The 22,820-nt window shown below is 66.5% G+C and carries 21 protein-coding genes; 16 read left to right on the forward strand and 5 right to left on the reverse strand.

Translation table 11 applies throughout. The annotated features are described in order from the left end of the window. Positions 1–535, reverse strand: a 535-nt coding sequence (locus tag QRN07_RS04840; RefSeq protein ID WP_502934779.1) for a beta/alpha barrel domain-containing protein, incomplete at its 3' end; no start/stop codon positions are given. A gap of 102 nt (positions 536–637) precedes the next feature. Then, a complete protein-coding gene (locus QRN07_RS04845; RefSeq protein ID WP_050687827.1) occupies positions 638–1,318 on the reverse strand; it encodes a GntR family transcriptional regulator in 681 nt (226 codons plus the stop codon). 123 nt (positions 1,319–1,441) lie between these two features. On the opposite strand from QRN07_RS04845, the gene purU reads away from it, so the two are divergent. The 4 genes from purU to QRN07_RS04865 all read left to right on the forward strand — a co-directional run bounded on the left by purU (position 1,442) and on the right by QRN07_RS04865 (position 6,510). Continuing rightward, entirely contained in the window at positions 1,442–2,356 is a 915-nt protein-coding gene (gene purU, locus QRN07_RS04850; protein WP_285240496.1) for a formyltetrahydrofolate deformylase, read from the forward strand. Between the two features lie 53 nt (positions 2,357–2,409). Next, complete coding sequence (locus tag QRN07_RS04855) at positions 2,410–4,902, forward strand: GcvT family protein (protein ID WP_056595493.1); 2,493 nt, start codon at positions 2,410–2,412, stop codon at positions 4,900–4,902. A 112-nt stretch (positions 4,903–5,014) separates the two neighbouring features. After that, positions 5,015–5,641 (forward strand): cyclodeaminase/cyclohydrolase family protein, encoded by a 627-nt coding sequence (locus tag QRN07_RS04860; protein WP_056595496.1) that lies wholly within the window; start codon positions 5,015–5,017, stop codon positions 5,639–5,641. After that, entirely contained in the window at positions 5,638–6,510 is an 873-nt protein-coding gene (locus QRN07_RS04865; protein WP_285240497.1) for a bifunctional 5,10-methylenetetrahydrofolate dehydrogenase/5,10-methenyltetrahydrofolate cyclohydrolase, read from the forward strand. The genes QRN07_RS04860 and QRN07_RS04865 overlap by 4 nt, the downstream gene beginning before the upstream one ends. On the opposite strand, the gene QRN07_RS04870 is transcribed toward QRN07_RS04865, so the two are convergent. Next, the gene (locus QRN07_RS04870) at positions 6,507–7,157 is read right to left on the reverse strand and encodes a GntR family transcriptional regulator (RefSeq protein ID WP_056595813.1); all 651 of its coding nucleotides are present in this window, start codon (positions 7,155–7,157) and stop codon (positions 6,507–6,509) included. The two genes, QRN07_RS04865 and QRN07_RS04870, sit on opposite strands and share 4 nt — an antisense overlap. Before the next feature lie 217 nt (positions 7,158–7,374). Here QRN07_RS04870 and QRN07_RS04875 point away from each other — a divergent pair, with 217 nt between their 5' ends. From QRN07_RS04875 to QRN07_RS04905, 7 genes are all read left to right on the forward strand, one after another. Beyond that, positions 7,375–8,235, forward strand: a complete 861-nt coding sequence (locus QRN07_RS04875; RefSeq protein ID WP_285240498.1) for a methylenetetrahydrofolate reductase — start codon at positions 7,375–7,377, stop codon at positions 8,233–8,235. A gap of 13 nt (positions 8,236–8,248) precedes the next feature. Then, the gene (locus tag QRN07_RS04880; protein WP_050687822.1) at positions 8,249–10,576 is read left to right on the forward strand and encodes an FdhF/YdeP family oxidoreductase; all 2,328 of its coding nucleotides are present in this window, start codon (positions 8,249–8,251) and stop codon (positions 10,574–10,576) included. Beyond that, a complete protein-coding gene (gene folE / locus QRN07_RS04885) occupies positions 10,573–11,172 on the forward strand; it encodes a GTP cyclohydrolase I FolE (RefSeq protein WP_285240499.1) in 600 nt (199 codons plus the stop codon). Before QRN07_RS04880 ends, folE begins: the two co-directional genes overlap by 4 nt. 230 nt (positions 11,173–11,402) lie before the next feature. After that, entirely contained in the window at positions 11,403–12,620 is a 1,218-nt protein-coding gene (gene fdhA / locus QRN07_RS04890; protein WP_285240500.1) for a formaldehyde dehydrogenase, glutathione-independent, read from the forward strand. Positions 12,621–12,703: 83 nt separating this feature from the next. Next, entirely contained in the window at positions 12,704–13,981 is a 1,278-nt protein-coding gene (locus QRN07_RS04895) for a molybdopterin molybdotransferase MoeA (protein ID WP_285240501.1), read from the forward strand. Then, on the forward strand, positions 13,969–14,853 hold the full coding sequence (gene fdhD / locus QRN07_RS04900) for a formate dehydrogenase accessory sulfurtransferase FdhD (protein WP_285240502.1): 885 nt from the start codon (positions 13,969–13,971) through the stop codon (positions 14,851–14,853). The genes QRN07_RS04895 and fdhD overlap by 13 nt, the downstream gene beginning before the upstream one ends. A gap of 220 nt (positions 14,854–15,073) precedes the next feature. Next, on the forward strand, positions 15,074–15,880 hold the full coding sequence (locus tag QRN07_RS04905; protein WP_056595509.1) for an IclR family transcriptional regulator: 807 nt from the start codon (positions 15,074–15,076) through the stop codon (positions 15,878–15,880). A 115-nt stretch (positions 15,881–15,995) separates the two neighbouring features. Here the strand turns inward: QRN07_RS04905 and QRN07_RS04910 are convergent, their stop codons facing one another. Further along, positions 15,996–17,027 carry a DUF808 domain-containing protein gene (locus tag QRN07_RS04910; RefSeq protein WP_285240503.1) on the reverse strand — a complete coding sequence of 344 codons (1,032 nt, stop codon included), beginning with the start codon at positions 17,025–17,027 and terminating at the stop codon, positions 15,996–15,998. A 307-nt stretch (positions 17,028–17,334) separates the two neighbouring features. Between QRN07_RS04910 and QRN07_RS04915 the strand changes: the two genes are divergently transcribed. Then, positions 17,335–17,907 carry a GNAT family N-acetyltransferase gene (locus QRN07_RS04915; protein WP_056595514.1) on the forward strand — a complete coding sequence of 191 codons (573 nt, stop codon included), beginning with the start codon at positions 17,335–17,337 and terminating at the stop codon, positions 17,905–17,907. Between the two features lie 184 nt (positions 17,908–18,091). Here QRN07_RS04915 and QRN07_RS04920 read toward each other — a convergent pair whose 3' ends face one another. Next, positions 18,092–18,721: a hypothetical protein gene (locus tag QRN07_RS04920; RefSeq protein WP_285240504.1), complete on the reverse strand. Its 630-nt coding sequence runs from the start codon at positions 18,719–18,721 to the stop codon at positions 18,092–18,094. 244 nt (positions 18,722–18,965) lie between these two features. Between QRN07_RS04920 and QRN07_RS04925 the strand changes: the two genes are divergently transcribed. From QRN07_RS04925 to QRN07_RS04940, 4 genes are read left to right on the forward strand one after another with little or no spacing between them, the layout of a single operon-like run. Further along, a complete protein-coding gene (locus tag QRN07_RS04925) occupies positions 18,966–20,078 on the forward strand; it encodes a PP2C family protein-serine/threonine phosphatase (protein WP_056595517.1) in 1,113 nt (370 codons plus the stop codon). Next, entirely contained in the window at positions 20,075–22,036 is a 1,962-nt protein-coding gene (locus tag QRN07_RS04930; RefSeq protein ID WP_285240505.1) for a glycosyltransferase family 2 protein, read from the forward strand. The genes QRN07_RS04925 and QRN07_RS04930 overlap by 4 nt, the downstream gene beginning before the upstream one ends. Next, a complete protein-coding gene (locus QRN07_RS04935; protein ID WP_050686954.1) occupies positions 22,036–22,368 on the forward strand; it encodes an STAS domain-containing protein in 333 nt (110 codons plus the stop codon). Before QRN07_RS04930 ends, QRN07_RS04935 begins: the two co-directional genes overlap by 1 nt. Next, a complete protein-coding gene (locus QRN07_RS04940; RefSeq protein ID WP_056595526.1) occupies positions 22,361–22,786 on the forward strand; it encodes an ATP-binding protein in 426 nt (141 codons plus the stop codon). Before QRN07_RS04935 ends, QRN07_RS04940 begins: the two co-directional genes overlap by 8 nt. The last annotated feature ends 34 nt before the right edge of the window (positions 22,787–22,820 follow it).

Raw genomic sequence — 22,820 nt, forward strand, 5'->3', positions numbered from 1 at the left:
CCGCGAGCTTGGCGATCTCGGAACGGATCTGGCGCATGTGGCCGGTGGCATTGGATACGTCGCCGGTGCCGGCCTCGCCCTTGGACCGGATCATCGCCGCGCCCTCGTTGATGCGCCGCAGTGCCTCACCCAGGTTGGTGGCGCCGCAGACGAACGGGACCCTGAAGTTCCACTTGTCGATGTGGTTGACGTAGTCGGCCGGGGTCAGGACCTCGGATTCGTCGATGTAGTCAACACCGAGGGACTGCAGGACCTGGGCTTCGACAAAGTGGCCGATCCGGGCCTTGGCCATGACCGGGACGGACACGGCATCGATGATGGCGTCAATCATGTCGGGATCGGACATGCGGGAGACGCCGCCCTGGGCGCGGATGTCGGCCGGAACGCGTTCCAGGGCCATCACGGCCACGGCACCGGCGTCCTCGGCGATGCGGGCCTGTTCAACGTTGACAACGTCCATAATGACGCCGCCCTTGAGCATCTCGGCCATGCCGCGCTTCACCCGGCTGCCGCCGGTAAGAGGTACACCAACCATGATTTCTCCTGGTCTCGGGTCTAATATCCTTTTGATATATTAGTTCGGAGATCAAGTATCCTACCCGCCAAGAGGGGTGTCAACAGCTTTCCATGCCCCGGCCTACGCGGCGAAGAGTGCCTGCCGGACAGCATGTTCAAAGCCGCTGACGTGGACGCGCGCCAGCTCGGCCGCCCTGTCCTCATCGCCGTCAATCACGGCAGCCAGGAGGTCCAGGTGCTCCCGGACATGGTGGGAGAGATCCGGCAGCCGGTCAAGGACCATGCACCAGATCCGGGTGGCAAGGTTGTCGTACCGGATCAGGACATCCTCCAGGTGCGGGTTTGCTGCCGCCGCATAGATACCCCGGTGGACACTGGCGTCAAGGCGCAGGGTCTCCACCACCGAGGCGGAGCCCACGTCATAGGCTTCGACCTCGGCCACCACGCTGCGCAGGTGCGCCCGGGTTGCCGGCGACGCCACCCGCGCTGCACGGGCAGCAGCCAGGGGCTCCAGCTGGGCCCGGATCTCGGAGATGAACGCAAGGTCCGTCACCTCCACCCTCGTGGCGAAGGTTCCGCGGCGGGGGTAGGTGACCACCAGGCGGTCCAGCTCGAGGCGCTTCAGGGCCTCCCGCACGGGTGTGCGCCCCACGCCAAGGTCCTTGGCGAGGAGGTCGTCGTTAAGCAGGTCGCCGGGCTTGATATCCAGCATCACCAGGCGGTCCCGGATCTTGGCGTACGCAACGTCCGCCAGCGACTTTCCAACTGTTGCATCCGCAAATGCCAGATATTCAAATGCCACGGCGGCACCCCCTCTTCCCTTGGGTCACGAATGCCTATTGACCGCACCCAATGACCAGTATACGCTAGGTCACAATTCTAATATATCAGTTTAGAACCTAGGAATATATCTGAAGGAGGACCCGTGACCCTCGTGGATACCGGCTCATCTGCAAGCACCCTGACCAAGCCTCATGCAGCATCGGAGACGCCGGTGCAGAAGTTCGTGCTCACACTGTCGTGCGGCGAACGCGCTGGCATCGTGCAGGCAGTCACCACCTTCCTGTTTGAACGCGGCTTCAACATCGACGAGCACCAGCAGTTCGACGACGGCCTGCGCCAGACACTGCACCTCCGCACTGCTTTTTCCCAAACCTCTGCGTACTCGCCGGACCAGCTCGAAGAAGAGTTCCGGCCCATCGCTGAGCGGTTCGACATGAAGTTCAGCTTCCATGACCAAACCAAGCAGCGCGTCCTGGTCATGGTCTCAAAGTTCGGCCACTGCCTCAATGACCTGATCTTCCGCTGGCGCGGTGGCAGCCTGGGCGGGGACCTCGTCCTGGTGGTTTCCAACCACGAAACCCACCGGGCAATGGCGGAGGCCGCCGGACTCGAGTTCGTCTACATCCCGGTGACGCCTGACACGAAGGCGGACGCGGAGCGTCAGCTGCTGGACCTGGTGGACGAGCACCACATCGACCTCGTGGTGCTGGCACGCTACATGCAGGTGCTTTCCAACGACCTTTGCCGCTCCCTGGAGGGAAGGGCCATCAACATCCACCATTCCTTCCTCCCCGGCTTCAAGGGCGCCCGGCCTTACCACCAGGCCTACGACCGTGGCGTCAAGCTCGTCGGTGCCACGGCGCACTACGTCACTGCGGACCTGGACGAGGGCCCGATCATCGAGCAGGAAGTCATCCGGGTGGACCACACGTACGGACCCACCACCCTTTCGACCATCGGTCAGGATGCGGAAGCACTGGCCCTGTCCCGTGCCGTGCGCTGGCACTGTGAACACCGCGTGCTGCTGGACCAAACCAGCACCGTGGTATTCCGGTAACCACCAGCAAAACCCGGCATCGCCCACACACGAACATCAGCAGGAGAAACCACATGGCATCGACGCCTCGCATTGTCATCATCGGAGCTGGAATCGTTGGCACCAACCTCGCCGACGAACTTGTCACCCGCGGGTGGAACAACATCACGGTCCTGGACCAGGGTCCCCTCAACATGCCGGGCGGCTCCACGTCCCACGCCCCCGGCCTGGTCTTCCAGACCAACGCTTCCAAGTCCATGGCACTGTTCGCCAAGTACACCGTGGAGAAGCTCCTTTCCCTCACTGAAGACGGCGTCAGCTGCTTTAACCAGGTGGGCGGCCTGGAAGTGGCCACCACGGAGACCCGCCTGACCGACCTCAAGCGCAAGCTCGGTTATGCCGCTGCCTGGGGCATCGAAGGCAAGATCCTCAGCCGCGCCGAGTGCAAGGAGCTTTACCCCCTGATCAACGACGAGGACATCCTGGGCGGCCTCCACGTTCCCTCCGATGGCCTGGCCAACGCCGCGCGCGCCGTGCAGCTGCTGATCAAGCGGACCGAAGCCGCCGGCGTAACGTACCTGGGCAACACAGAGGTCACCGGCATCGAACAGTCCGGCCAGCGGGTCACGGGCGTCGAGACGCCCGACGGCGTGATCCCGGCTGACATCGTGGTCTCCTGCGCCGGATTCTGGGGCGCAAAGGTCGGCGAACTGATCGGCATGTCGGTCCCGCTCCTTCCCCTGGCCCACCAGTACGTCAAAACCACTCCGGTCCCCGCGCAGGAGGGCCGCAACCCGCTGCCGAACGGCGCCACGCTGCCGATCCTCCGCCACCAGGACCAGGACCTCTACTACCGCGAGCACGGCGACCGCTACGGTATCGGCTCCTACGCCCACCGGCCCATGCCCGTGGACCTGGACGAGCTGGGCAAGTACGAGCCCAGCAGCATCAGCGAACACAACATGCCTTCCCGGCTCGACTTCACGCTCGAGGACTTCCTCCCGGCATGGGAAGCCACCAAGCAGCTGCTTCCTGCCCTGCGGGAAAGCGAAATCGAAGACGGCTTCAACGGCATCTTCTCATTCACCCCCGACGGCGGTTCGCTGGTGGGCGAGTCGAAGGAACTGGACGGCTTCTTCGTCGCCGAAGCCGTGTGGGTAACCCACTCCGCCGGCATCGCCCGCGCCGTGGCCGAACTGCTGACCACCGGCAAGTCCTCCATCGACCTCGGTGACTGCGACATCCACCGCTTCGAAGAGGTCCAGCTGACCCCCGAATACGTCAGTGAAACCTCCCAGCAGAACTTCGTGGAAATCTACGACGTCCTGCACCCGCTGCAGCCCAAGCTTTCCCCGCGCAACCTCCGGGTGAGCCCGTTCCACGCCAGGCACAAGGCCCTGGGCGGAGTCTTCCTCGAAGGCGCCGGCTGGGAGCGTCCCTACTGGTTCGAAGCCAACGCCGACCTCCTCAAGGAGATGCCTGCCGATTGGCAGCCGCCGGCCCGCGACGCCTGGTCGGCCATGTTCAGCTCACCCATCGCCGCCGCGGAAGCGTGGAAGACCCGTACGGCAGTGGCCATGTACGACATGACCCCGCTCAAGCGCCTCGAGGTCTCCGGCCCCGGAGCCATGAAGCTGCTGCAGGAGCTGACCACCGCCGACATGTCCAAGAAGCCCGGCGCCGTCACCTACACCCTCCTGCTGGACCACGCCGGTGGCGTCCGAAGCGACATCACCGTGGCCCGTTTGAGCGAAGACACGTTCCAGCTCGGCGCCAACGGAAACATCGACACCGCCTACTTCGAGCGGGCCGCCCGCCACCAGACCGAAAACGGCACGGCCAGCGACTGGGTCCAGGTCCGCGACACCACCGGCGGGACCTGCTGCATCGGCCTCTGGGGCCCCCTCGCCCGGGACCTCATCGGCACCGTCAGCAACGACGACTTCTCCAACGACGGCCTGCGCTACTTCCGGTCCAAGAAGGTCGTCATCGGCGGCGTCACCGTCACCGCCATGCGCCTGTCCTACGTTGGCGAACTGGGCTGGGAACTGTACACCAGCGCAGACAACGGCCAGCGCCTCTGGGACGCTCTGTGGAAGGCTGGCCAGCCGTTCGGCGTCATCGCCGCAGGCCGCGCCGCGTTCAGCTCACTGCGCCTGGAAAAGGGCTACCGCTCATGGGGCACCGACATGACCACCGAGCACGATCCCTACGAAGCCGGCCTTGGCTTCGCCGTGAAGATGACCAAGGACGACTTCGTCGGAAAGGCCGCGCTGGAAGGCCGCTCCGAGGAGAGCTCCACCCGCCGGCTCCGCTGCCTGACCGTCGACGACGGACGCAGCATTGTGCTGGGCAAGGAACCGGTGTTCTACAAGGACCAGGCAGTTGGCTACGTCACCAGCGCGGCCTACGGCTACACCGTTGCCAAGCCAATCGCCTACGCCTACCTGCCGGCTGCGGTGTCCGTGGGAGACGCCGTGGAAATTGAGTACTTCGGCCGGCGTATCCAGGCCACCGTTACGGCTGATCCGCTGTACGACCCCACCATGTCCAGGCTCCGCGGCTAACAGTCCGCAGGGCCATCCACCAGGGACGCGGCGCGGACCCTCCCCTCGCAACCGGGGTCCGCGCCGCGTCCCTTCCCTTCGGGCATACCCAGCCCCAGCCAGGAACGGACCCATGATCAGTTCAGAAACAATCTCCGATTATCTCGCCAGGCTTGCGGCCCGCCAGCCGACTCCCGGCGGAGGCGCAGCAGCGGCACTTCACGCTGCCCAGGGCGCCGCGCTGGTCGCCATGGTTGGCCGCTACACCACCGGCGGCAAGTACGAGCAGCACGCCGGGACCGTGCAGCGCATCATTGAAGTTGCCGACCGGCTCCGCGATGAGGCCCTGCACCTTGCCGACGCCGACGAGGTCGCCTTCCAGGGCGTCATTGACGCCTACAAGCTCCCCACCGATACCGAGGCACTCAAAACCGCGAAGGCGGCGGGAATCCGGGACGCCCTCGTCCGGGCTGCCCGGACCCCCGCGCAGCTCATTACGCTCGCCGGAGAAGTGGTGGACCTTGCAGCCGAACTGTTCGAGGTAGCCAACGCCAGCGTCATCAGCGACATCGCCGCCGCTGCCGACGCCGCACGGGCAGCCGCAACCACCGCCCGCATCAACATCGACATCAACGTCGTGGCCATCAAGGACCCCGGGGTGCGCACGGCGCTGTCGGAACAAACAGACGGACTCGAAGAAAAGACCGTCCTGGCCGCGGACAGGCTCGTGGCACGCGTCCGCGAAAGGATCCTCAGTTGAACACTGCATTGCTCTCCGGGAAGAGCCTGGCCGGGCTGATCAAGCAGCGGGCCCAGGACGAAGCCCGCGCCCTGGAAAACGACGGCCTGCACCCTACCCTCGCTGTTGTGGTGGCCACGGACGACGAATCAACGCACTGGTACGTCCGGTCCATCGAGCGGGCAGCGGAACGCGCCGGCGTCGGCTGCCGGATCATTGACCTGGGCCACGACGCCACCGAGCAGGTACTGGCCAGCGTGCTGGGGGACTTGAGCTCTGAGCCGTCCGTCAACGGCATCATCCTGCAGACCCCCCTGCCCCGGGGCGTCCGGATCGATGAGCTGGTGGGCCTGATCGCCCCGGAGAAGGACGTCGACGGTGCGAACCCCTTGAGCCTGGGCCGCCTGGCCGTAGGCCAGCCGGCGTTCGCTCCTGCCACCGCACGCGCCGTGGTGGAGATCCTTGACCACTACGACATCCCCGTGGCGGGGCGGAACGTTGTTGTGGTTGGCCGTTCCGCTGTGGTGGGAAAGCCGCTGGCCCTGCTGCTGCTCGAAAGGGACGCCGCCATCACGGTGTGCCACTCGAAGTCGGGTCCTTTGGAGACGTACACCAGGGCTGCTGACATCGTGGTGGTCGCCGCCGGACGGACGGGCCTGCTGACCGGCGGCCACGTGTCTGCCAAGGCAGTAGTGATCGACGTCGGGACCAACGTCCTGGCCGACGGATCCCTGGTGGGCGATGTGGATGAAACAAGCGTCCGGGGCGTCGCAGCTGCGCTGACTCCCGTTCCCGGGGGCGTCGGCTCCGTCACCACGGCGCTGCTGCTGCTGCACACTGCAGAGGCCGCCCGGGCGCAGTCACTGGCCGGCCGGCTTCCCGTGGCTTAGAGGACCGCCCGGATCAGGTTCTCGAATTCAGAGACGTGCTTGGCGGTCAGCCGGGCAGAGGCTTCAACGTCTCCATCGGCGATGCATTCAAGCAGCTCGATGTGTTGGGCAATGTGTTCCGAGACCGGAGGCAGCTTTTCCAGGACGAGGCTCCAGATCCTGGTGGCCAGGTTGTCGTAGCGGATCAGGACGTCTTCCAGGTGCCGGCTCCCCGCCGCCCGGTAGATGGTCCGGTGGACCCTCATGTCCAGGCGCATAAGGTCCCGCTGCGCCAACCGGCCGGCCAGGAGCTGGTCCACCTCCCGGGCGAACTCCTTCAGTTCCTGCTTCACCCTGGGCGAGGCCACCCGCGCGGCCCGCGCCGCTGCGGCTGGTTCCAGCAGCTGACGGATCTCGGAGATTTCGGCCATGTCCGTAATATCCACTCCGGAGGCGAACGTCCCCCGGCGAGGGTAAGCCACCACCAGGTGATCGCCTTCCAGCCGTTTCATGGCTTCCCGGATCGGCGTGCGGCCAACACCGAGCCGCCGGGAGATAACGTCGTCGTTGAGCGGCTCTCCCGGCTTGATGTCCAGGACGATCAGTTCATCGCAAAGAACCCGGTAGGCGTAGTCGGCAAAAGTCTCGTCGTCCTGGCGTGGCGGCACCTCAGCGCCGCCGGTTTCGACGGGTAGTCCGCTGCTGCTGTTCACGTTCAGGTCCCTTCGACCGTATGACGGAGCCTTGACTGGGACGCTCCAGGAACATAGTATTCCCAGATCTAATATATCAATAAATCCGGATAGAAATGTCAGGATTGCCTTTGCAAATGTGCCGGTTGCCGCACACTGGAGGCAGCCCAGGTCCACCAAAGAACGGAGAACGATGAGCCACGGAGCTGTGCCGCAGGTGCGGCTGGAAGTCGCTCCCTCTGCCGACCTGCTGGAGCGGCTCCCCGCCGTTTTCGGAGCGCCCGGTTTGGTCAGCGTGACATGCCTTCCGCACCACGGCCCCGAGCGGACCGTCGCGGCGTCAATCGAGCTCGCCGCGCACGGCTACCGGACGGTGCCCCATCTCGCTGCGCGGAGCATCACCAGCCATGTCGGACTGACCGGGATGCTGGAGCAGTTGCAGGCCGCCGGGATCCAGGACTTGTTCGCTGTTGCCGGCGACCGCCGGAGCCCTGCCGGTCCTTACGCGTGGAGCGGGCAGCTTCTCGAAGCCATCAAGGCCTTTTCACCTGACATGTCCGTGGGCATCGCCGGCTACCCCGAGGGCCACCCCGGGCTCAGCGCGGACCAGCTGAAGCACAGCCTTGAAGCCAAGGCGCCCCTGGCCTCCTGCATGGTCACGCAGATGTGCTTCTCCGCGAAGACCATCGGCCAGTACTTCAGGACGCTCCGCAGCAGCGGAATCGAGCTGCCTGTCTGGGTGGGCGTACCGGGCCCGGTTTCCACCAAAAAGCTCCTGACCATGGGCGCACGCCTGGGGGTGGGCCGCTCCCTCAAGCTGGCCCGCGGGACCGGCATGGCCCGCGCACTGTGGAAGCGGCATGACCTCCTGCACTATGACAGTTCCCAACTGATCCGCGACCTCCACCGGGAACTGGCAGGGGACCCCTTGTTTGCCGGCTTCAATGTGTACGCCTTTAACGACTTCCACAATCTGCCCGGACTCCTCCAGGGCGCTCCCCTGGCTTTGCCGACCGGCACCGCCCCCGACCCGATTTTTCCCGCCCGGACCTGAAGGGATAGTCCACATGGCTTCGAAGGCCCCCCGCGACAACATCGATGAGTCAAAGCTGACTCTGACCAAACCCAAAAAAACGGCAGTCGGCATACCCGCCGTCGCCAACGCCCTGAAAATTTCGCTCCAGCAGATGGGACCGCTGCGCAGCGTGCAGACGCTGCTGGCCGTGAACCAGGTGGACGGCTTCGACTGCATGGGCTGCGCGTGGCCTGAACACGAGAAACGCAACGCTGCCGAGTTCTGCGAAAACGGCGCCAAAGCCGTGGCCGAAGAGGGTACCCGCCGGCGCGTCACCCCGGAGTTTTTCGCCCAGCACTCCATCGCCAGCCTGAAGGAACGCGACGACTACTGGCTGGGCCAGCAGGGCCGCCTGACCCACCCGATGTTCCTGGATGCGGGTGCCACCCACTACCGGCCCATCGCATGGGACGAAGCCTACGACCTGGTGGCCCAGGAACTGAGGGACATGGACAATCCCGACCAGGCGGTGTTTTACACCTCCGGCCGGACTTCGAATGAAGCAGCGTTCGCGTACCAGCTCCTGGTGCGCGGGCTGGGCACCAACAACCTGCCGGACTGTTCCAACATGTGCCACGAGTCCTCCGGCTCGGCCCTCGTTGAAACCATCGGGATCGGCAAGGGTTCCGTCAGCCTGCACGACCTGGAGACAGCGTCGCTGATTTTTGTGGCCGGCCAGAATCCGGGGACCAACCACCCGCGGATGCTCAGCGCACTGGAGAAGGCGAAGAAAAACGGCGCGTACATCATCTCCGTCAACCCGCTCCCCGAGGCAGGCCTGCTGCACTTCGAAAACCCGCAGCACGTCTCCGGCATGGTCAAGGGCATCCAGCTGACGGACGACTTCCTGCAGATCCGGGCCGGCGGTGACCAGGCCCTGTTCCAGGGGCTGGGCAAGTACCTCCTCGAGGCCGAGGCGCAGGGCCGGAACACCCCCGGCCTGTCCACCGTCCTGGACCACGGATTCATCAATGACCACACGGTGGGCCTTGATGATTACCTGCGATACCTCGAAAAGGCCGAATGGGATGACATCGTTGAGGCCACCGGGCTGACACTGGAGCAGATCCACGCGGCCGGCGAGCGGCTCCTGGCCTCAAGCGCCACGATCGTCTGCTGGGCCATGGGCCTGACGCAGCACAAGCATTCCGTCCCCACCCTCAAGGATGTCGTCAACGTCCTGCTGCTCCAGGGCAACATCGGCAAGCCCGGCGCCGGAGTGTGCCCGGTCCGTGGCCATTCGAACGTCCAAGGCGACCGCACCATGGGCATCTTCGAGAAGATGCCGGAGGCATTCCACGACCGGCTGGACCACGAGTTCGGGTTCCGCTCCCCCCGGGAACACGGCTTTGATACCGTGGCAGCCATCCGTGCCATGCGCGACGGCAAAGTCCGCGTGTTTGTGGGAATGGGTGGCAACTTTGTCAGGGCAGCGCCGGATTCCGAGGTCACGGAGCAGGCCCTGGCCAACACACGCCTGACCGTACAGATCTCCACCAAACTGAACCACTCCCATGTGTCCACGGGCCAGCGGGCCCTGATCTTGCCGACCCTTGGGCGCACGGAAAAAGACACCCAGGCCACCGGCGACCAGCGGGTCACCGTGGAGGATTCCATGAGCGCCGTCCACGCCTCGCGCGGACGCATCAAGCCTGCCAGCGAGCATCTCCACTCCGAGGTGGCGATTGTCTGCAACCTCGCCGCGAAACTCTTCACCGACAGCAACAACATCCCGCTGCCCAACACCCCCAAAGCCGCTTGGCTTTCGCTCCGGGACGATTACACCCTGATCCGGAAGCACATCGAAGCCGTCTTTGACGGTTTCGAGGACTTCGAGGCACGGATCCAGCATCCGGGCGGGTTCGTCCTGCCGCACCCGCCCCGGGATGCCAGGAAGTTCGACACTGCCTCCGGCAAGGCGCACTTCACGGGCAATGAACTGGAGTACCTCAAGGTCCCCGAGGGCCGGCTTATCCTCCAGACACTGCGCTCACACGACCAGTACAACACCACCATCTACGGCAAGGACGACCGCTACCGCGGGATCCATGGCGGCCGGCGCGTGGTCCTGGTCAACGAAAACGACATCACAGAGCTGGGCTTCGCTGACGGCGAGATGGTCCACCTGATCTCCGAATTCCAGGGCATCGAGCGCCGCGCGGAGAACTTCCGCATCGTTTCGTATTCCACCCCCAAGGGGTGCGCGGCCGCCTACTATCCCGAAACCAACGTCCTGGTGCCGCTGGAATCGGTGGCGGACACCAGCGGAACCCCCACGTCCAAGTCGGTCGTCGTCCGCCTCGAAAGGGCCGGACAATGAGCGCCGCCACGGCGACGGCCCTGCCCACCAAGGGCGTGGACCTGGTCCGCGCGGAACGGGCCATCCGCGAATACCTGCTGGCCATCGGCGAGGACCCTGACAGGCCCGGCCTGGTGGACACACCTGCCCGGGTGGCCCGGGCGGCAGGGGAAATGTTTGGCGGCCTCCACGAGGATCCCCTGGCCGTGCTGGATAAAACCTTCGACCTTGGCCATGGCGAAATGGTCATCGTCAAGGACATTCCCTTCTACTCAACCTGCGAGCATCACCTGGTGCCCTTCCACGGGGTGGCCCATGTTGGCTACATCCCGTCGGCGGAGGGGCTGGTTACGGGGCTGAGCAAGCTGGCCAGGCTGGTTGACGTCTACGCCCGCAGGCCGCAGGTCCAGGAGCGGCTCACCACCCAGGTGGTGGATGCCCTGGTGACTTCGCTGCGGCCCCTCGGGGCGATCGCCGTGGTGGAATGCGAACATCTCTGCATGTCGATGCGGGGAATCCGCAAACCGGGTGCCAAGACGATCACTTCAGCCGTGCGCGGCGAACTGCGGCTTCCGGCAGCCCGGGCTGAGGCGCTCAGCCTGATCCACGGCCGGTAGGAACCTCTGGACAGGCCTTCACGGCCGCCATAGTATGTAACTGATATATCTATTCGGTACTTCTCGAAATACCAGCATCCCAGTGATGGGCCGCCTCGTTCCCGTGAACGATGCTTCGACGTTACGGCGCTACGGCGCCTGAAACCTGGGGAGGTGACCGTCGAAGCATCGCTTTCGGGCACAAGGCGGCACATCCCGCCCCCGCACCACGCCTGCCCAAAGGAGCGCACATGCCAGGAAACAGAGCCGTCGCTTTTAAGGAACCTGGCATCGTCGAGATCATCGATACCGACTACCCAACGCTTGAACTCAGGGACGGGCCCGGCGTCAACCCTGCCAACGTGGGCCGCAAGGTCCCGCACGGAGCCATCCTGCGCACCGTGACCACCAACATCTGCGGCTCGGACCAGCACATGGTCCGCGGCCGCACCACGGCCCCACGGGACCTGGTGCTTGGCCACGAGATCACGGGGGAAGTCATCGAGGTGGGTCCCGACGTTGAGTTCATCAAGGTCGGCGACATCGTCTCGGTCCCCTTCAACATCTCCTGCGGCCGCTGCCGGAACTGTAAAGAAGGCAAAACCGGGATCTGCCTGAACGTGAACCCGGACCGCCCCGGCTCCGCCTACGGCTACGTGGACATGGGCGGCTGGGTGGGCGGCCAGGCCGAATACGTCCTGGTCCCTTACGCCGACTGGAACCTGCTGCGGTTCCCGGACCGGGACCAGGCCCTCGAAAAAATCATGGACCTGACCATGCTCTCCGATATCTTCCCCACCGGCTTCCACGGCGCCGTCACCGCCGGGGTCGGCGTCGGCTCCACCGTTTACGTCGCCGGCGCCGGACCCGTAGGCCTTGCCGCGGCAGCGAGCGCCCAGCTCCTCGGTGCTGCAGTGGTCATTGTCGGCGACATGAACGAGAAACGCCTGGCCCAGGCCCGGTCCTTCGGCTGCGAAACCGTCAACGTCACCAAGGGGGACCCGAAGGACCAGGTCGAGCAGCTCCTTGGCATCCCGGAGGTGGACTGCGGCGTGGATGCCGTTGGCTTCGAGGCCCGCGGCCACGGCCGGGATGCATCCCACGAAGCCCCAGCCACCGTGCTGAATTCCCTGATGGACCTCACCGCAGCCGGCGGCTCCCTGGGCATCCCCGGCCTCTACGTCACCGGCGATCCGGGCGGCATCGACGAGTCCGCCCAGCGCGGTTCCCTCTCGCTGTCCCTGGGCACCGGGTGGGCCAAGTCGCTGTCCTTCACCACCGGCCAGTGTCCCGTGATGAAGTACAACCGCCAGCTGATGACGGCCATCCTGCACAACAGGGTCCAGATTGCCAAGGCCGTCAACGCCAAGGCCATTCCGCTCGAAGAGGCGGCCAGCGGGTACGCGGAATTCGACGCCGGTGCAGCAACCAAGTTCGTCCTGAACCCCAACGGCTACGTCAAGGCCTGACACGCGGTGCGGATCGTCCGCAGCAGCAGTGCCACGCACCACCACATCCCCAGCGCATCACAATATCCAGGAAGGCGGCATGGATGCTCACCCATGACCTCCCCGTCGACATCGGCGCTTTCCAGCAGCCGGCAGCCCCGGCCGCGTCCCCAGGGTGGACCGAGGCACGCCGGTTGGCCTTCGAGTGCGCAATCCCGTTGGCGCCGGTGGACGTACCCCTCGTGGCGGCAACCGGGCGCACCCTGACCCGCGCCGTCACCGCCCTGCAAAGCCTCCCCCACTACGCCTCGTCCGCCATGGACGGCTGGGCCGTGAACGGCACCGGCCCGTGGATCCTTACCGGACCAGGGCAGCACCTGTCAGTGGGCCAGGCTTCTGTTATCGCCACCGGCGGGCTGGTACCCGGCGGCGCCGAGGCCATCCTCCGCAAGGAGAGCGGCCAGGTGTTCCTGGCTGCTGCCGGCAGGCCGGTCCTCTCGCTCAATGCCGACGCGAAGCCCGGCGAACCACGGCGCGCCCAGCACATCCGTCCCGCAGGGGAGGAGGCCACTGCGGGTGAAGTGCTCATCCCGCGCGGCACCGTGCTCAACCCCGCGCACGTGGCCTTGGCCGCGGTAGCAGGCCACGACACAGTCCAGGTCCAGGCCAAACCGTCGGTCGCCGTCGTGCTGACCGGATCCGAGGTGATCACCTCCGGCGTGCCCGCGCCGGGCCAGGTCAGGGACACCTTCGGTCCGCAGCTGGGAACGATCGTTTCCATGCTGGGCGGCACTCCCGGAGATCCGCTCAGGATCGGGGACTCCTGCAACGAGTGGCTCGCAGCCCTTGGCGCTCCTGCTTCCGCCGGAACACCAGCGGACGTCACCATCACCACCGGCGGAACCGGCCGGTCGGCCACTGACCACTTCCGGGCCGCTGTGGCCGCGCTCGGCGGCCGGCTGCTGCTGGACGGCGTGGCCATGCGACCGGGCCACCCGGCAGTTCTCGCGGAGCTCCCGGACGGACGATTCATCGTTGGGCTGCCCGGAAACCCGTTGGCCGCCCTGATGGCCCTCCTCAGCATCGGCGCCCCGCTCCTGGCTGCCTTGGGAAACATGCCCCTGCCGGCACTTGACCAGGTGGTCTCCGGCAACGACATCGAACCCGCGCCAGGCCGGACCCGGCTCCTGCCCTGCAAAATGATCCAGGGGCTGGCCTTCCCCACGGAGCACACAGGCTCGGGCATGATGCGGGGCCTGGCCAGGGCCGACGGTGTGCTGGTGGTCCCACCTGCCGGGGTCGATTCGGGCGGCCCGGTTCCTTACCTCCCGCTCCCCTGGAGCCCGGACCAGCGACGACAGGATACGCCTTGGCACGCATGACCCAGCGCCGGAGGATCCACCGCTTCCGGGTGGACAGCAGCGGCACCGAATACCCCGTCCGGTTCACGGAGGACGTGCTGGCGGCCGAGGAACCCCTGGAAATACGGGTGGGCGGCCGTTCCTTCTCCGTCACCATGCGGACCCCAGGGGATGATTTTGACCTGGTGGCCGGATTCCTGGTCTCCGAAGGCATCATCCGCCGGCAGGACGAGCTGGTCTCCCTCCGCTTCTGCGCAGGCGAAACCGAAGGCAGGCAGACGTTCAACGTGGTCGAAGCCCAGTTGCGGCCTGACGTGCCGATGCCGGACACCATGCGCCACGTGTATACCTCGAGCTCCTGCGGCATCTGCGGCACCGATTCCATTGAGGCCGTCCGTAAGACCATTCACTTCGACGCCGCGCAGGACCCGTTCCGGATTCCCGTGGACGTCCTCGCGGAACTTCCCGACCGGCTGCGCGAGGCGCAGGCGCTGTTCGAGAAGACCGGCGGCGTCCATGCCGCGGGGTTGTTCCGGGTGGATGAGGCAGGACAGCCCGAACTGCTGTGCCTTCGGGAAGACGTGGGCCGGCACAACGCCGTGGACAAGGTGGTGGGCTGGGCCCTGCGGCAGGACATGCTGCCCCTGCGCGGGACCGTGCTGCAGGTTTCCGGACGGGCCTCCTTCGAACTGGTCCAGAAAGCCGCCCTGGCCGGCATTCCCGTGCTGGCCGCCGTGAGCGCCCCCTCGAGCCTGGCCGTGGACCTGGCCGCTGAGACCGGCCTGACCCTGGTCGGCTTCAGCAGGGGAACCAGCCTGAACGTCTACGCCGGCCGGGACCGGCTGGCACGTCCGCGCCAACCGGCAGGCGTGGTAACCCACGCCGGACTTTGACGTGGTGCCGGCCCACCCCGGTGGGGCGTTGCGTCCGGAAGGGCATCCCCGCCCGGGGGTGCCCTTCCGCTTTTAATCCCAGGAACCCGTGGGGGAAGGCCGCCGCTCCGCCAAAAGAAGCCGCAAAAGTCCGGCACCTGAGTCGGACTAGGATGAGGAAGAAGAGGCAGCATCAGGCTTCCGGCCCGGCGCCTGACATGGCAAAACGACACGAGGCATCATGGCCGCACGCAATGACCCCGATACCGAAAAGGACGCCGACTCACAAGGCGGGGGCGTCCAGTCCGTCGACCGCGCCCTGCAGATCCTGGAAATCCTTGCCAGGCAAGGTGACGCCGGCGTCACCGAGATCGCCGAGCAAATGGGCATCCACAAGTCAACGGTCTCAAGGCTGGTTGGGTCACTGGTGGGCCGGGAAATGGTCCGCCAGAACAGCGAGCGCGGGAAGTACCAGCTGGGCTTTGGCATCCTGCGGCTGGCAGCCTCCATTCCCGGGCGGCTCAGCCTGGTGCACGAGGCCGGGTCCATCCTGGAAAAACTCGCCGCGGACCACAAGGAAACGGTGAATCTGGCCGTGCTGCGCTCCAACTATGCCGTCAACGTGGACCAGGCCATGGGGCCGTCAACCCTCGCCACCTACGACTGGGTGGGCAGCCTGACACCCCTGCATGCCACCTCAAGCGGCAAGGTCCTGCTCGCCGGCCTCTCCGCGGATGAGCGGGAGCAAATATTAAGGACGGTGGGCCTGTCAGCCCGTACGCCGCTCACCATCACCAACCGCGCGGAACTGGAAAAGCAACTGCTGGGGGTCTCCCGCAACGGCTACGCGGTGGTTCATGAAGAGTTCGAACTTGGCCTGACCGCCATGGCCGTGCCCGTCTACAACCACGTAGGCAAGGTCATCGCAGCCCTGAGCATCTCCGGCCCGGCGTTCCGGTTTATGCCGGAGGACGACCCCGCGCTCATTGCGGACCTGCGGGAAGCCGGCCTGGCCATCAGCGCGAAGATGGGCTTCAGCCCCCGCTGAAGTGCCGGGCAGGGAAGACTACCCTGCGCGGCTGACGCCCGGCCCGCACACCACAACGCCTCCTCCTTCCTGGAATTTTCCAGAAAGGAGGAGGGCGTTTTCGGTGTGCCGAAGCTTACGGCATGTGGCCGGAGTCCCGTTCCGCCGCCTGATGGCCGGCGGCCGCCGAGTGGGCGTCGCCTTCCCCGTGCGCGTCATCGTTTTTGCCTTTGCCGAAGGGCAGTGCCTTCAGGAGCGGCTGCACCACAACCATCACCAGCAGGCCCCACGCCAGCCCCACGACGGCGGAGCACAGCGTGTTCACCAACCAGCCCAGGAAGCCGCCCACCACCGCGATCCCCGCGAAAGGGGCCTCCAGGGTGTGGATCAGGTCGTAGGGCTGGTGCCAGCCGAGATCGTGCGCGCCCTGCACCATGATGTGGCCACCGACCCACAGCATGGCCACTGTCCCCACCAGGGTGATGGTAGCCAGGACCGCAGGCATCCCCTTGACCAGCAGTCCGCCGAAACGCTTGGAACCGGCCGAGTCCTTGGCGCTCAGGTGCAGCCCGATGTCGTCCATTTTGACGATCAGCGCCACGGCGCCGTAAACGAGGACCGTGATCGCAAACGCAACAACCACCAGGATGAGGGCCCGGACCCACAGTGACTCATCGGCCACTTCGGTCATGGAGATGACCATAATCTCGCAGGACAGGATGAAGTCGGTGGTGATGGCGCCCTTGACCACCTTTGCTTCGGCCCCGGGTCCCCGGTCAACCGCAGGTTGGTCTTCGGCAGCCGCGTGGTGGCCGAAGAACTTGTGCCAGACCTTCTCGGCACCCTCGTAGCAGAGGTACGTTCCGCCCAGCATCAGGATGAACGGGATCACCGCGGGGATAAAGGCGCTGATAAGCAGCAGCGCCGGCAGGATGATGAGCAGCTTGTTCCGGAGCGAACCCCAGAAAATCCGCTTGATCATGGGCAATTCGCGGGACGGATCGGCCCCGGAGACGTACTGCGGGGTGACTGCGGCGTCGTCGATGACCACACCGGCGGCTTTGGCCCCGGCCTTGGCGGCGCCCGCGGCTATGTCGTCCACGGACGCGGCGGCGATGCGGGCCAGCGCGGCCACGTCATCAAGGAGCGCAACCAGGCCCCCGCTCACAGCTGGTCCCCAAGGTGGCTGGGGGCTGGCTTTTGGGCGTGGGCGCCTTGGACTGGGAGCACAATTAGCATGTTCGGAGTATATGGTGACTGGCAGCCCTTCGCAGGAAGCCCCGTCACGCTGCACCCTGCGGGGTTTTGCCTACCGCCGGAATGGGGCGGGCTCAGGCGGGGCGCAGCACACCCGGGACAGTTGAAAACCATCCCCGACCCGCCGAGAAGGATCCAGGCGCCGATCACCCGTTGCTGTTCCCTCCGCGCCCACCCCGGCTGTTGCCCGGCCGCAGGCCCGGTGGCAGGATGGCCGGATGGCGATCGAGGTCCGTCCGGCGACCGTTTTCGACGATGTCCGGACCATGGTGGGGCCCAAGCGGCCCGATGCCAACGTGTGCTGGTGCCTGAGCTACCGCATCCCATCGAAGGAGAACCAGCAGCTGCACGGGACTGAACGCGGCGACCTGGTCCGGACGCTGGTGCGCCAGGACCCGCCGCCGGGTGTCCTGGCGTACGACGGCGGCGAGGCAGTGGGGTGGGCAGCGGTGCACCCCCGCGCGGACACCAGCTTTGCCGGGAACCGGCGGATCCCGCACGTGGACGAACTGGCGGTATGGTCCGTCTGGTGCATCCGGGTGCGGCCCGGGCACCGGAAGAAGGGCATCTCCCACGCGCTGCTGGCAGGGGCAGTGGACCTGGCCCGGAGCTACGGGGCGCCAGCCATCGAGGGCTACCCGGTGGACAACGCCGGCGCCAAGGTGGACCTCACCATGGCGTACGTGGGGACGCGGAAGCTGTTCGCCGACGCGGGATTCCGAAAGGCCGCGGACACCACGTCCGTGCTCAACGGATTTCCACGGGTCCTGATGCGGTTGGACCTTGACTGACAGGACCGCCGGTCACGGCTTCTTCCACCATTTGCCCGGCCAGTCCTCGTCGATGGCCCACAAGGCCAGCAGGAGGGCATCAGCCGTGATCAGCCCGGCGATGAAGTAAGCCCACCCCGTATAGTCCACGGCAATCTCCTGACCCGGTACGCCCCAGCCACTCGATTGCCTCCAAGTGTGCCACCTAGAGCGCCGGGATGGAACGGCTCCCGCCCGGAGACCTGAAGGGTTCCGCGAACCGGTGGTGCGCCTCTGTCTCAAGCTTCAGCCGGCGCGTCAGCAGTTCCACCCGGTCCGAGATCTCCGCGCCCACCATCAGCCGGTCACCCGGCCAGCTGGAAACCTCACGGGACTCGGCCAGCGCCCGCGACAGGGCCTTCGCCGCTGCCCGCACCCTGCGGGAGTGGGAGAAGAGCCGCCGGAGCGCCTGCAACTTCCCACCGGCCCTGGGCGGCCCACCCGGCCCCGGGGCATCTGCGGCGGGGCCGTTCCCGCCGGCCATCGCCGGCGCGGGCCCAGGACCTGCCTGCGCACCCGTCCCTTCGGAGGCGCCAGCGTGCCGGGGGTTCCGCCCCGGCAAGGCAGTGCCTTCCGCTGCGGTTTCGTCGTGGATTCCGGGCGCCGCATGGCGGCCACCGGCCTTCTGCGGTTGTTGCCCGGCCTCAACCGGCAGCCGGGCAGCGGCCGACGCCGGGCTGCCGCCTGGCGCTCCGGCCGCACTCGCGGCGCCGGGCCCGCCGGCCGCCGTCGGCTGCGTGTCCGCCAGTTTTGCCCGGCTACCCACCGTGGTCCGCTGGTTCCTGTTCTTTCCCATGGCTGTCCCGCCCCTTCCCCAAGCGGCCCAGCTTCAGGTGGGGCCGCCGTCGGCCCGGTCTGCAGGAAAGCTGCGCCAGGATCCGAGTGTCTCCGCCCAGGCTCAACGTCAGGCCAAGCGGACGCAAAGATTGCCACAAGACTCCCTGCCGCCTCCGCGCCGGGCCCGGCACCGTTACTACGATTTCGGTGCGGTAGGGGCACTTTGCATGCCGCGCGGGCCTTAATGCGGTAGAAGTAGACCTATGGTCTCTCCCACCGAACTCCGCCGTGCCGTCGTCATCGAGGATGACCCCGACATCCGCGGCCTGCTGGTCCGGGTCCTGGCCAAGCAGGGGTTCGAGGTCACTCATGCCGGCACCGGGATGGCCGGCGTGGCCGAAGTCCGCCTGCAACAGCCTGACCTGGTCACCCTCGACCTGAACCTGCCGGACATCGACGGGCTGGAAGTCTGCAAGTTGCTCCGCGAGTTTTCCGATGCCTTCATCGTGATGCTCACCGCACGCGCCGATGAACTGGACAAACTGACCGGCCTGGACAACGGCGCCGACGAATACATCAGCAAACCCTTCAGCCCCCGCGAACTGCAGTCCCGGATCAACGCCCTGTTCCGGCGCAGGCCCTCCGCCGAGGCCGATTCGGCGTCCCGGAGCGAACTGCAAAGGGCCACCGAAGTGCAGCAAAGCCTGCTGCCCAAGGAAGACATCCGGGTGGCGGGCTATGACGTCGCCGGCCTGTTCAGGCCCTCCCGCAGCGTTGGCGGGGACTTCTACGACTGGTACCAGACCCCTGACGGCCTGCACCTGACCTTCGCGGACGCCATGGGCAAGGGCATGGGCGCCGCCCTGATCGCCGCCACCGTCCGGGCCGTGATGCGCTCCACCGGCCGCCGGCAGGACCTGGATGGCGCGTTCGCCGCCGCCAGCAAGGCGATCGCCACGGACCTGGACTCCTCCAATTCCTTTGTCACCCTGTTCCACGCCCGGCTGGCCGCTGCCACCGGGACCGTCAGCTACGTGGATGCCGGGCACGGACTCGCGCTGCACATCCAGGCCGGCGGCACGGCCCGCCGGCTTCCCTCCGGAGGACCGCCCGTGGGTGCCTGGGCGGGAACCCAATGGCCGCAGTCGGACCTGCTCCTGGCGCCCGGTGACTCCCTGGTGGTGGTGAGCGACGGCGTCCTGGATGTCTTCGAGTCCGTGGAAGCGTTCACCGCCGCCGTGCTCGAAGCGGCGCAGAACCAGGAATCGGCCCAGTCCGCCAGCGGCGCCATCATGGCCCTGGCCCCCGCCGATACCGCCGAGGACGACGTCACCGTGGTGGTGGTCCGGCGGCTGCCCGAAGGTGCGGCGGCATGACCCGGTTCTGGACCCGGCTGGTGGTGGTGCTGACCGTCATCACGGGGCTGAACTACATCGGCTGGCGCTGGATGGCGTCCTTGAACTGGGAAGCCTGGTGGATTGCGCTGCCCCTGGTGATCGCGGAAACCTACAGCCTGATCGACGTGATGCTGTTCGGCATGACCGTCTGGCGGCTGAAGCTCCGCAAGGCCGCCCCGGTGGCGCCCGCGGACGCCACCGTTGATGTTTTTATCACCACGTACAACGAAGACCTGGACATGGTGATGACCACGGCCCTTGCTGCGCAGCGGATCAGGCACCCGCACAGCACCTGGATCCTGGACGACGGCGCCCGCCCGGAACTCAAGGCCCTGGCCGAGGAGCACGGGCTGGGCTACGTGACCCGCAGCGGGGACTGGACCGCCAACGTTCCCCGCCACGCCAAGGCCGGCAACCTGAACAACGCGCTGATGGTTACCCACGGCGAGTTCCTGCTCATCCTGGACGCGGACCAGATCCCGGAACCGGACATCCTGGAAAAGACGCTGGGTTACTTCACCAGCGACAAAGTCGCCCTGGTCCAGACCCCGCAGTACTTCAGCAACGTCCCCGCCAGCGACCCCCTGGGCAGCCAGGCGCCCCTCTTTTACGGGCCCATCCAGCAGGGCAAGGACGGCTGGAACGCTGCCTTCTTCTGCGGCTCCAACGCCATCCTGCGCCGCGAGGCCCTGATGCAGCTGGGCCTGGTGGGGTACGTCAAGGAAACCGAGAAGAGCATCCGCCGGGCCCTGGCAGCATCCCGCTCCGCCATCCGGCAGGCCCGGAAATCCGCTGACGTGCAAGCGCCCCTGGTGGCCCAGGTCCTTGACGAAGTTGAAGCGGCCACCGTCGAGGCCCAACGGCAGCTCGACGACGGCCAGTCCCTCAGCGAGCTCACCTACCGGGTCCGGCGCCGGGTGGACAGCGCCGTGCAGACCCTGGTGCTGGCGGACGTCGAAGCGCTGCAGTCCGACCTTGAGGAGATCGCCGCCATGGAACTCGCCCACGTGGGCGACTCCGGGGTCCCGGTCGTTGCGGACGATGCCGTGCAGCGGATGTCCGCCCGCGACTGGTCCCCGCTGGGCGCCCTGGAATCAGTCCAGGCGGTCCTCGACGCGCTGTCCGTGGAACGCAACGACGAGGCCCAGCCCGTGATGCCGCTGGCCACCATCTCCGTCACCGAGGACATGGCCACGGCGATGCGGATGCACGGCATGGGCTGGGAGAGCGTCTACCACCACGAGGTGCTGGCCTACGGCCTCGCGCCGGAGGACCTGCAGACCATGCTGACGCAGCGGCTCCGCTGGGCCCAGGGCACCATCCAGGTGCTGCTCCGGGAAAACCCGCTGGTGCAGAAGGGCCTGAAGCTTGGCCAGCGGCTGATGTACTTCGCCACCATGTGGACGTACCTGAGCGGCTACGCGGCAGTCATCTACTTCGCGGCCCCCATCATCTACCTCCTGCTGGGCATCCTGCCGGTCACCAGCCTCAGCTGGGACTTCTTCATCCGCTTTATCCCCTTTATGGTGGTCAACCAGATCCTGTTCGCCGTGGCCGGCCGCGGCATCCCCACCTGGCGGGGCCAGCAGTACAGCCTGGCGCTGTTCCCAACGTGGATCAAGGCCTGCTCGACGGCGGCCCGGAACGTCTGGTTCGGCCGTCCCCTCGGGTTCGCCGTCACCCCCAAGAACCGCCAAAGCGGTGGTCCCAGCTGGAGCCTGATCCAGCCCCAGATTGTGGTGGCGATCCTGCTGGCGGTGGCCGCCGTCGTCGGAATCATCCGCCTTGCCACCGGCCTGGCGGAACCGCTGGGCACACTGGTCAACGTCGCCTGGGTCATCTTCGACCTGGTGGTGATGAGTATCCTGGTCCGCGCCGTGCTCTACAAGGGTTACGAACCGGCCGCAGAACCTGCAGCAACAGAGAGGGAATCCTGATGGAATTTAGCTATGAGGTCAAGGACTCGTATGCGGAAGTGAAGGCGGACGGGCGGCTGAACATGGTCTCTGCCCCCAAGCTGCGCGAGTTCGTCACCGATGTGATCGCCGGCGGGTCCAACCGGATTGTGGTCAACCTCGAAAACACTGCCTTTATGGACTCCTCAGGCCTTGGCGCGCTCATCGGCTGCCTCAAGGCCGCACGGCAGGCCGGCGGCGACCTCCGCATCGCCGCGGTCCAGCCGCAGGTCCGGATGGTCCTGGAGCTCACCAGCATGGACAAGGTCCTCACGGCCTACCCTTCCGCCGAGCAGGCGTTCGGCAATGACTGAGGTCCTCGCCTCCCGCAGCTTCCGCGGGCCCGCCGCCGACGACGCCATCGAGTCCGTCCACAACGACCTGGACAGCCTCTGGCTGGACGTCCCCTTTGTGCACGACATGGACCAGATGACCTTTACGACGGCGGTCATCGAGTCCGCGTCCAACATCGTCCAGCATGCCGAGCCGGCCGGCCGGGACGCCGTGGAGCTGGGCGTGGACATCACCGTCCAGCCCACCTTCCTGCAGGCCCGTGTGAGCGCCTTCAACGCCAAGCCGCCGTTCGGCCCGATGGAACCGGCCACCCCCGGCGAGGAAGCCGAGTCCGGCCGCGGGCTCGCGCTGATCCAGGCCCTCGTGACCACCGTGACCTTTGAGCGGCAGGACGGCACCAACACCTGGGTACTGTCCCGGACATCGGCACAGACTTAGTCCGCGCCCGGTCCCGGGCTCGCCAGGACCGGGC

Source organism: Pseudarthrobacter sp. MEB009 (genome assembly GCF_030208875.1).
In the GTDB taxonomy this organism is placed as follows: Bacteria; Actinomycetota; Actinomycetes; order Actinomycetales; family Micrococcaceae; genus Arthrobacter.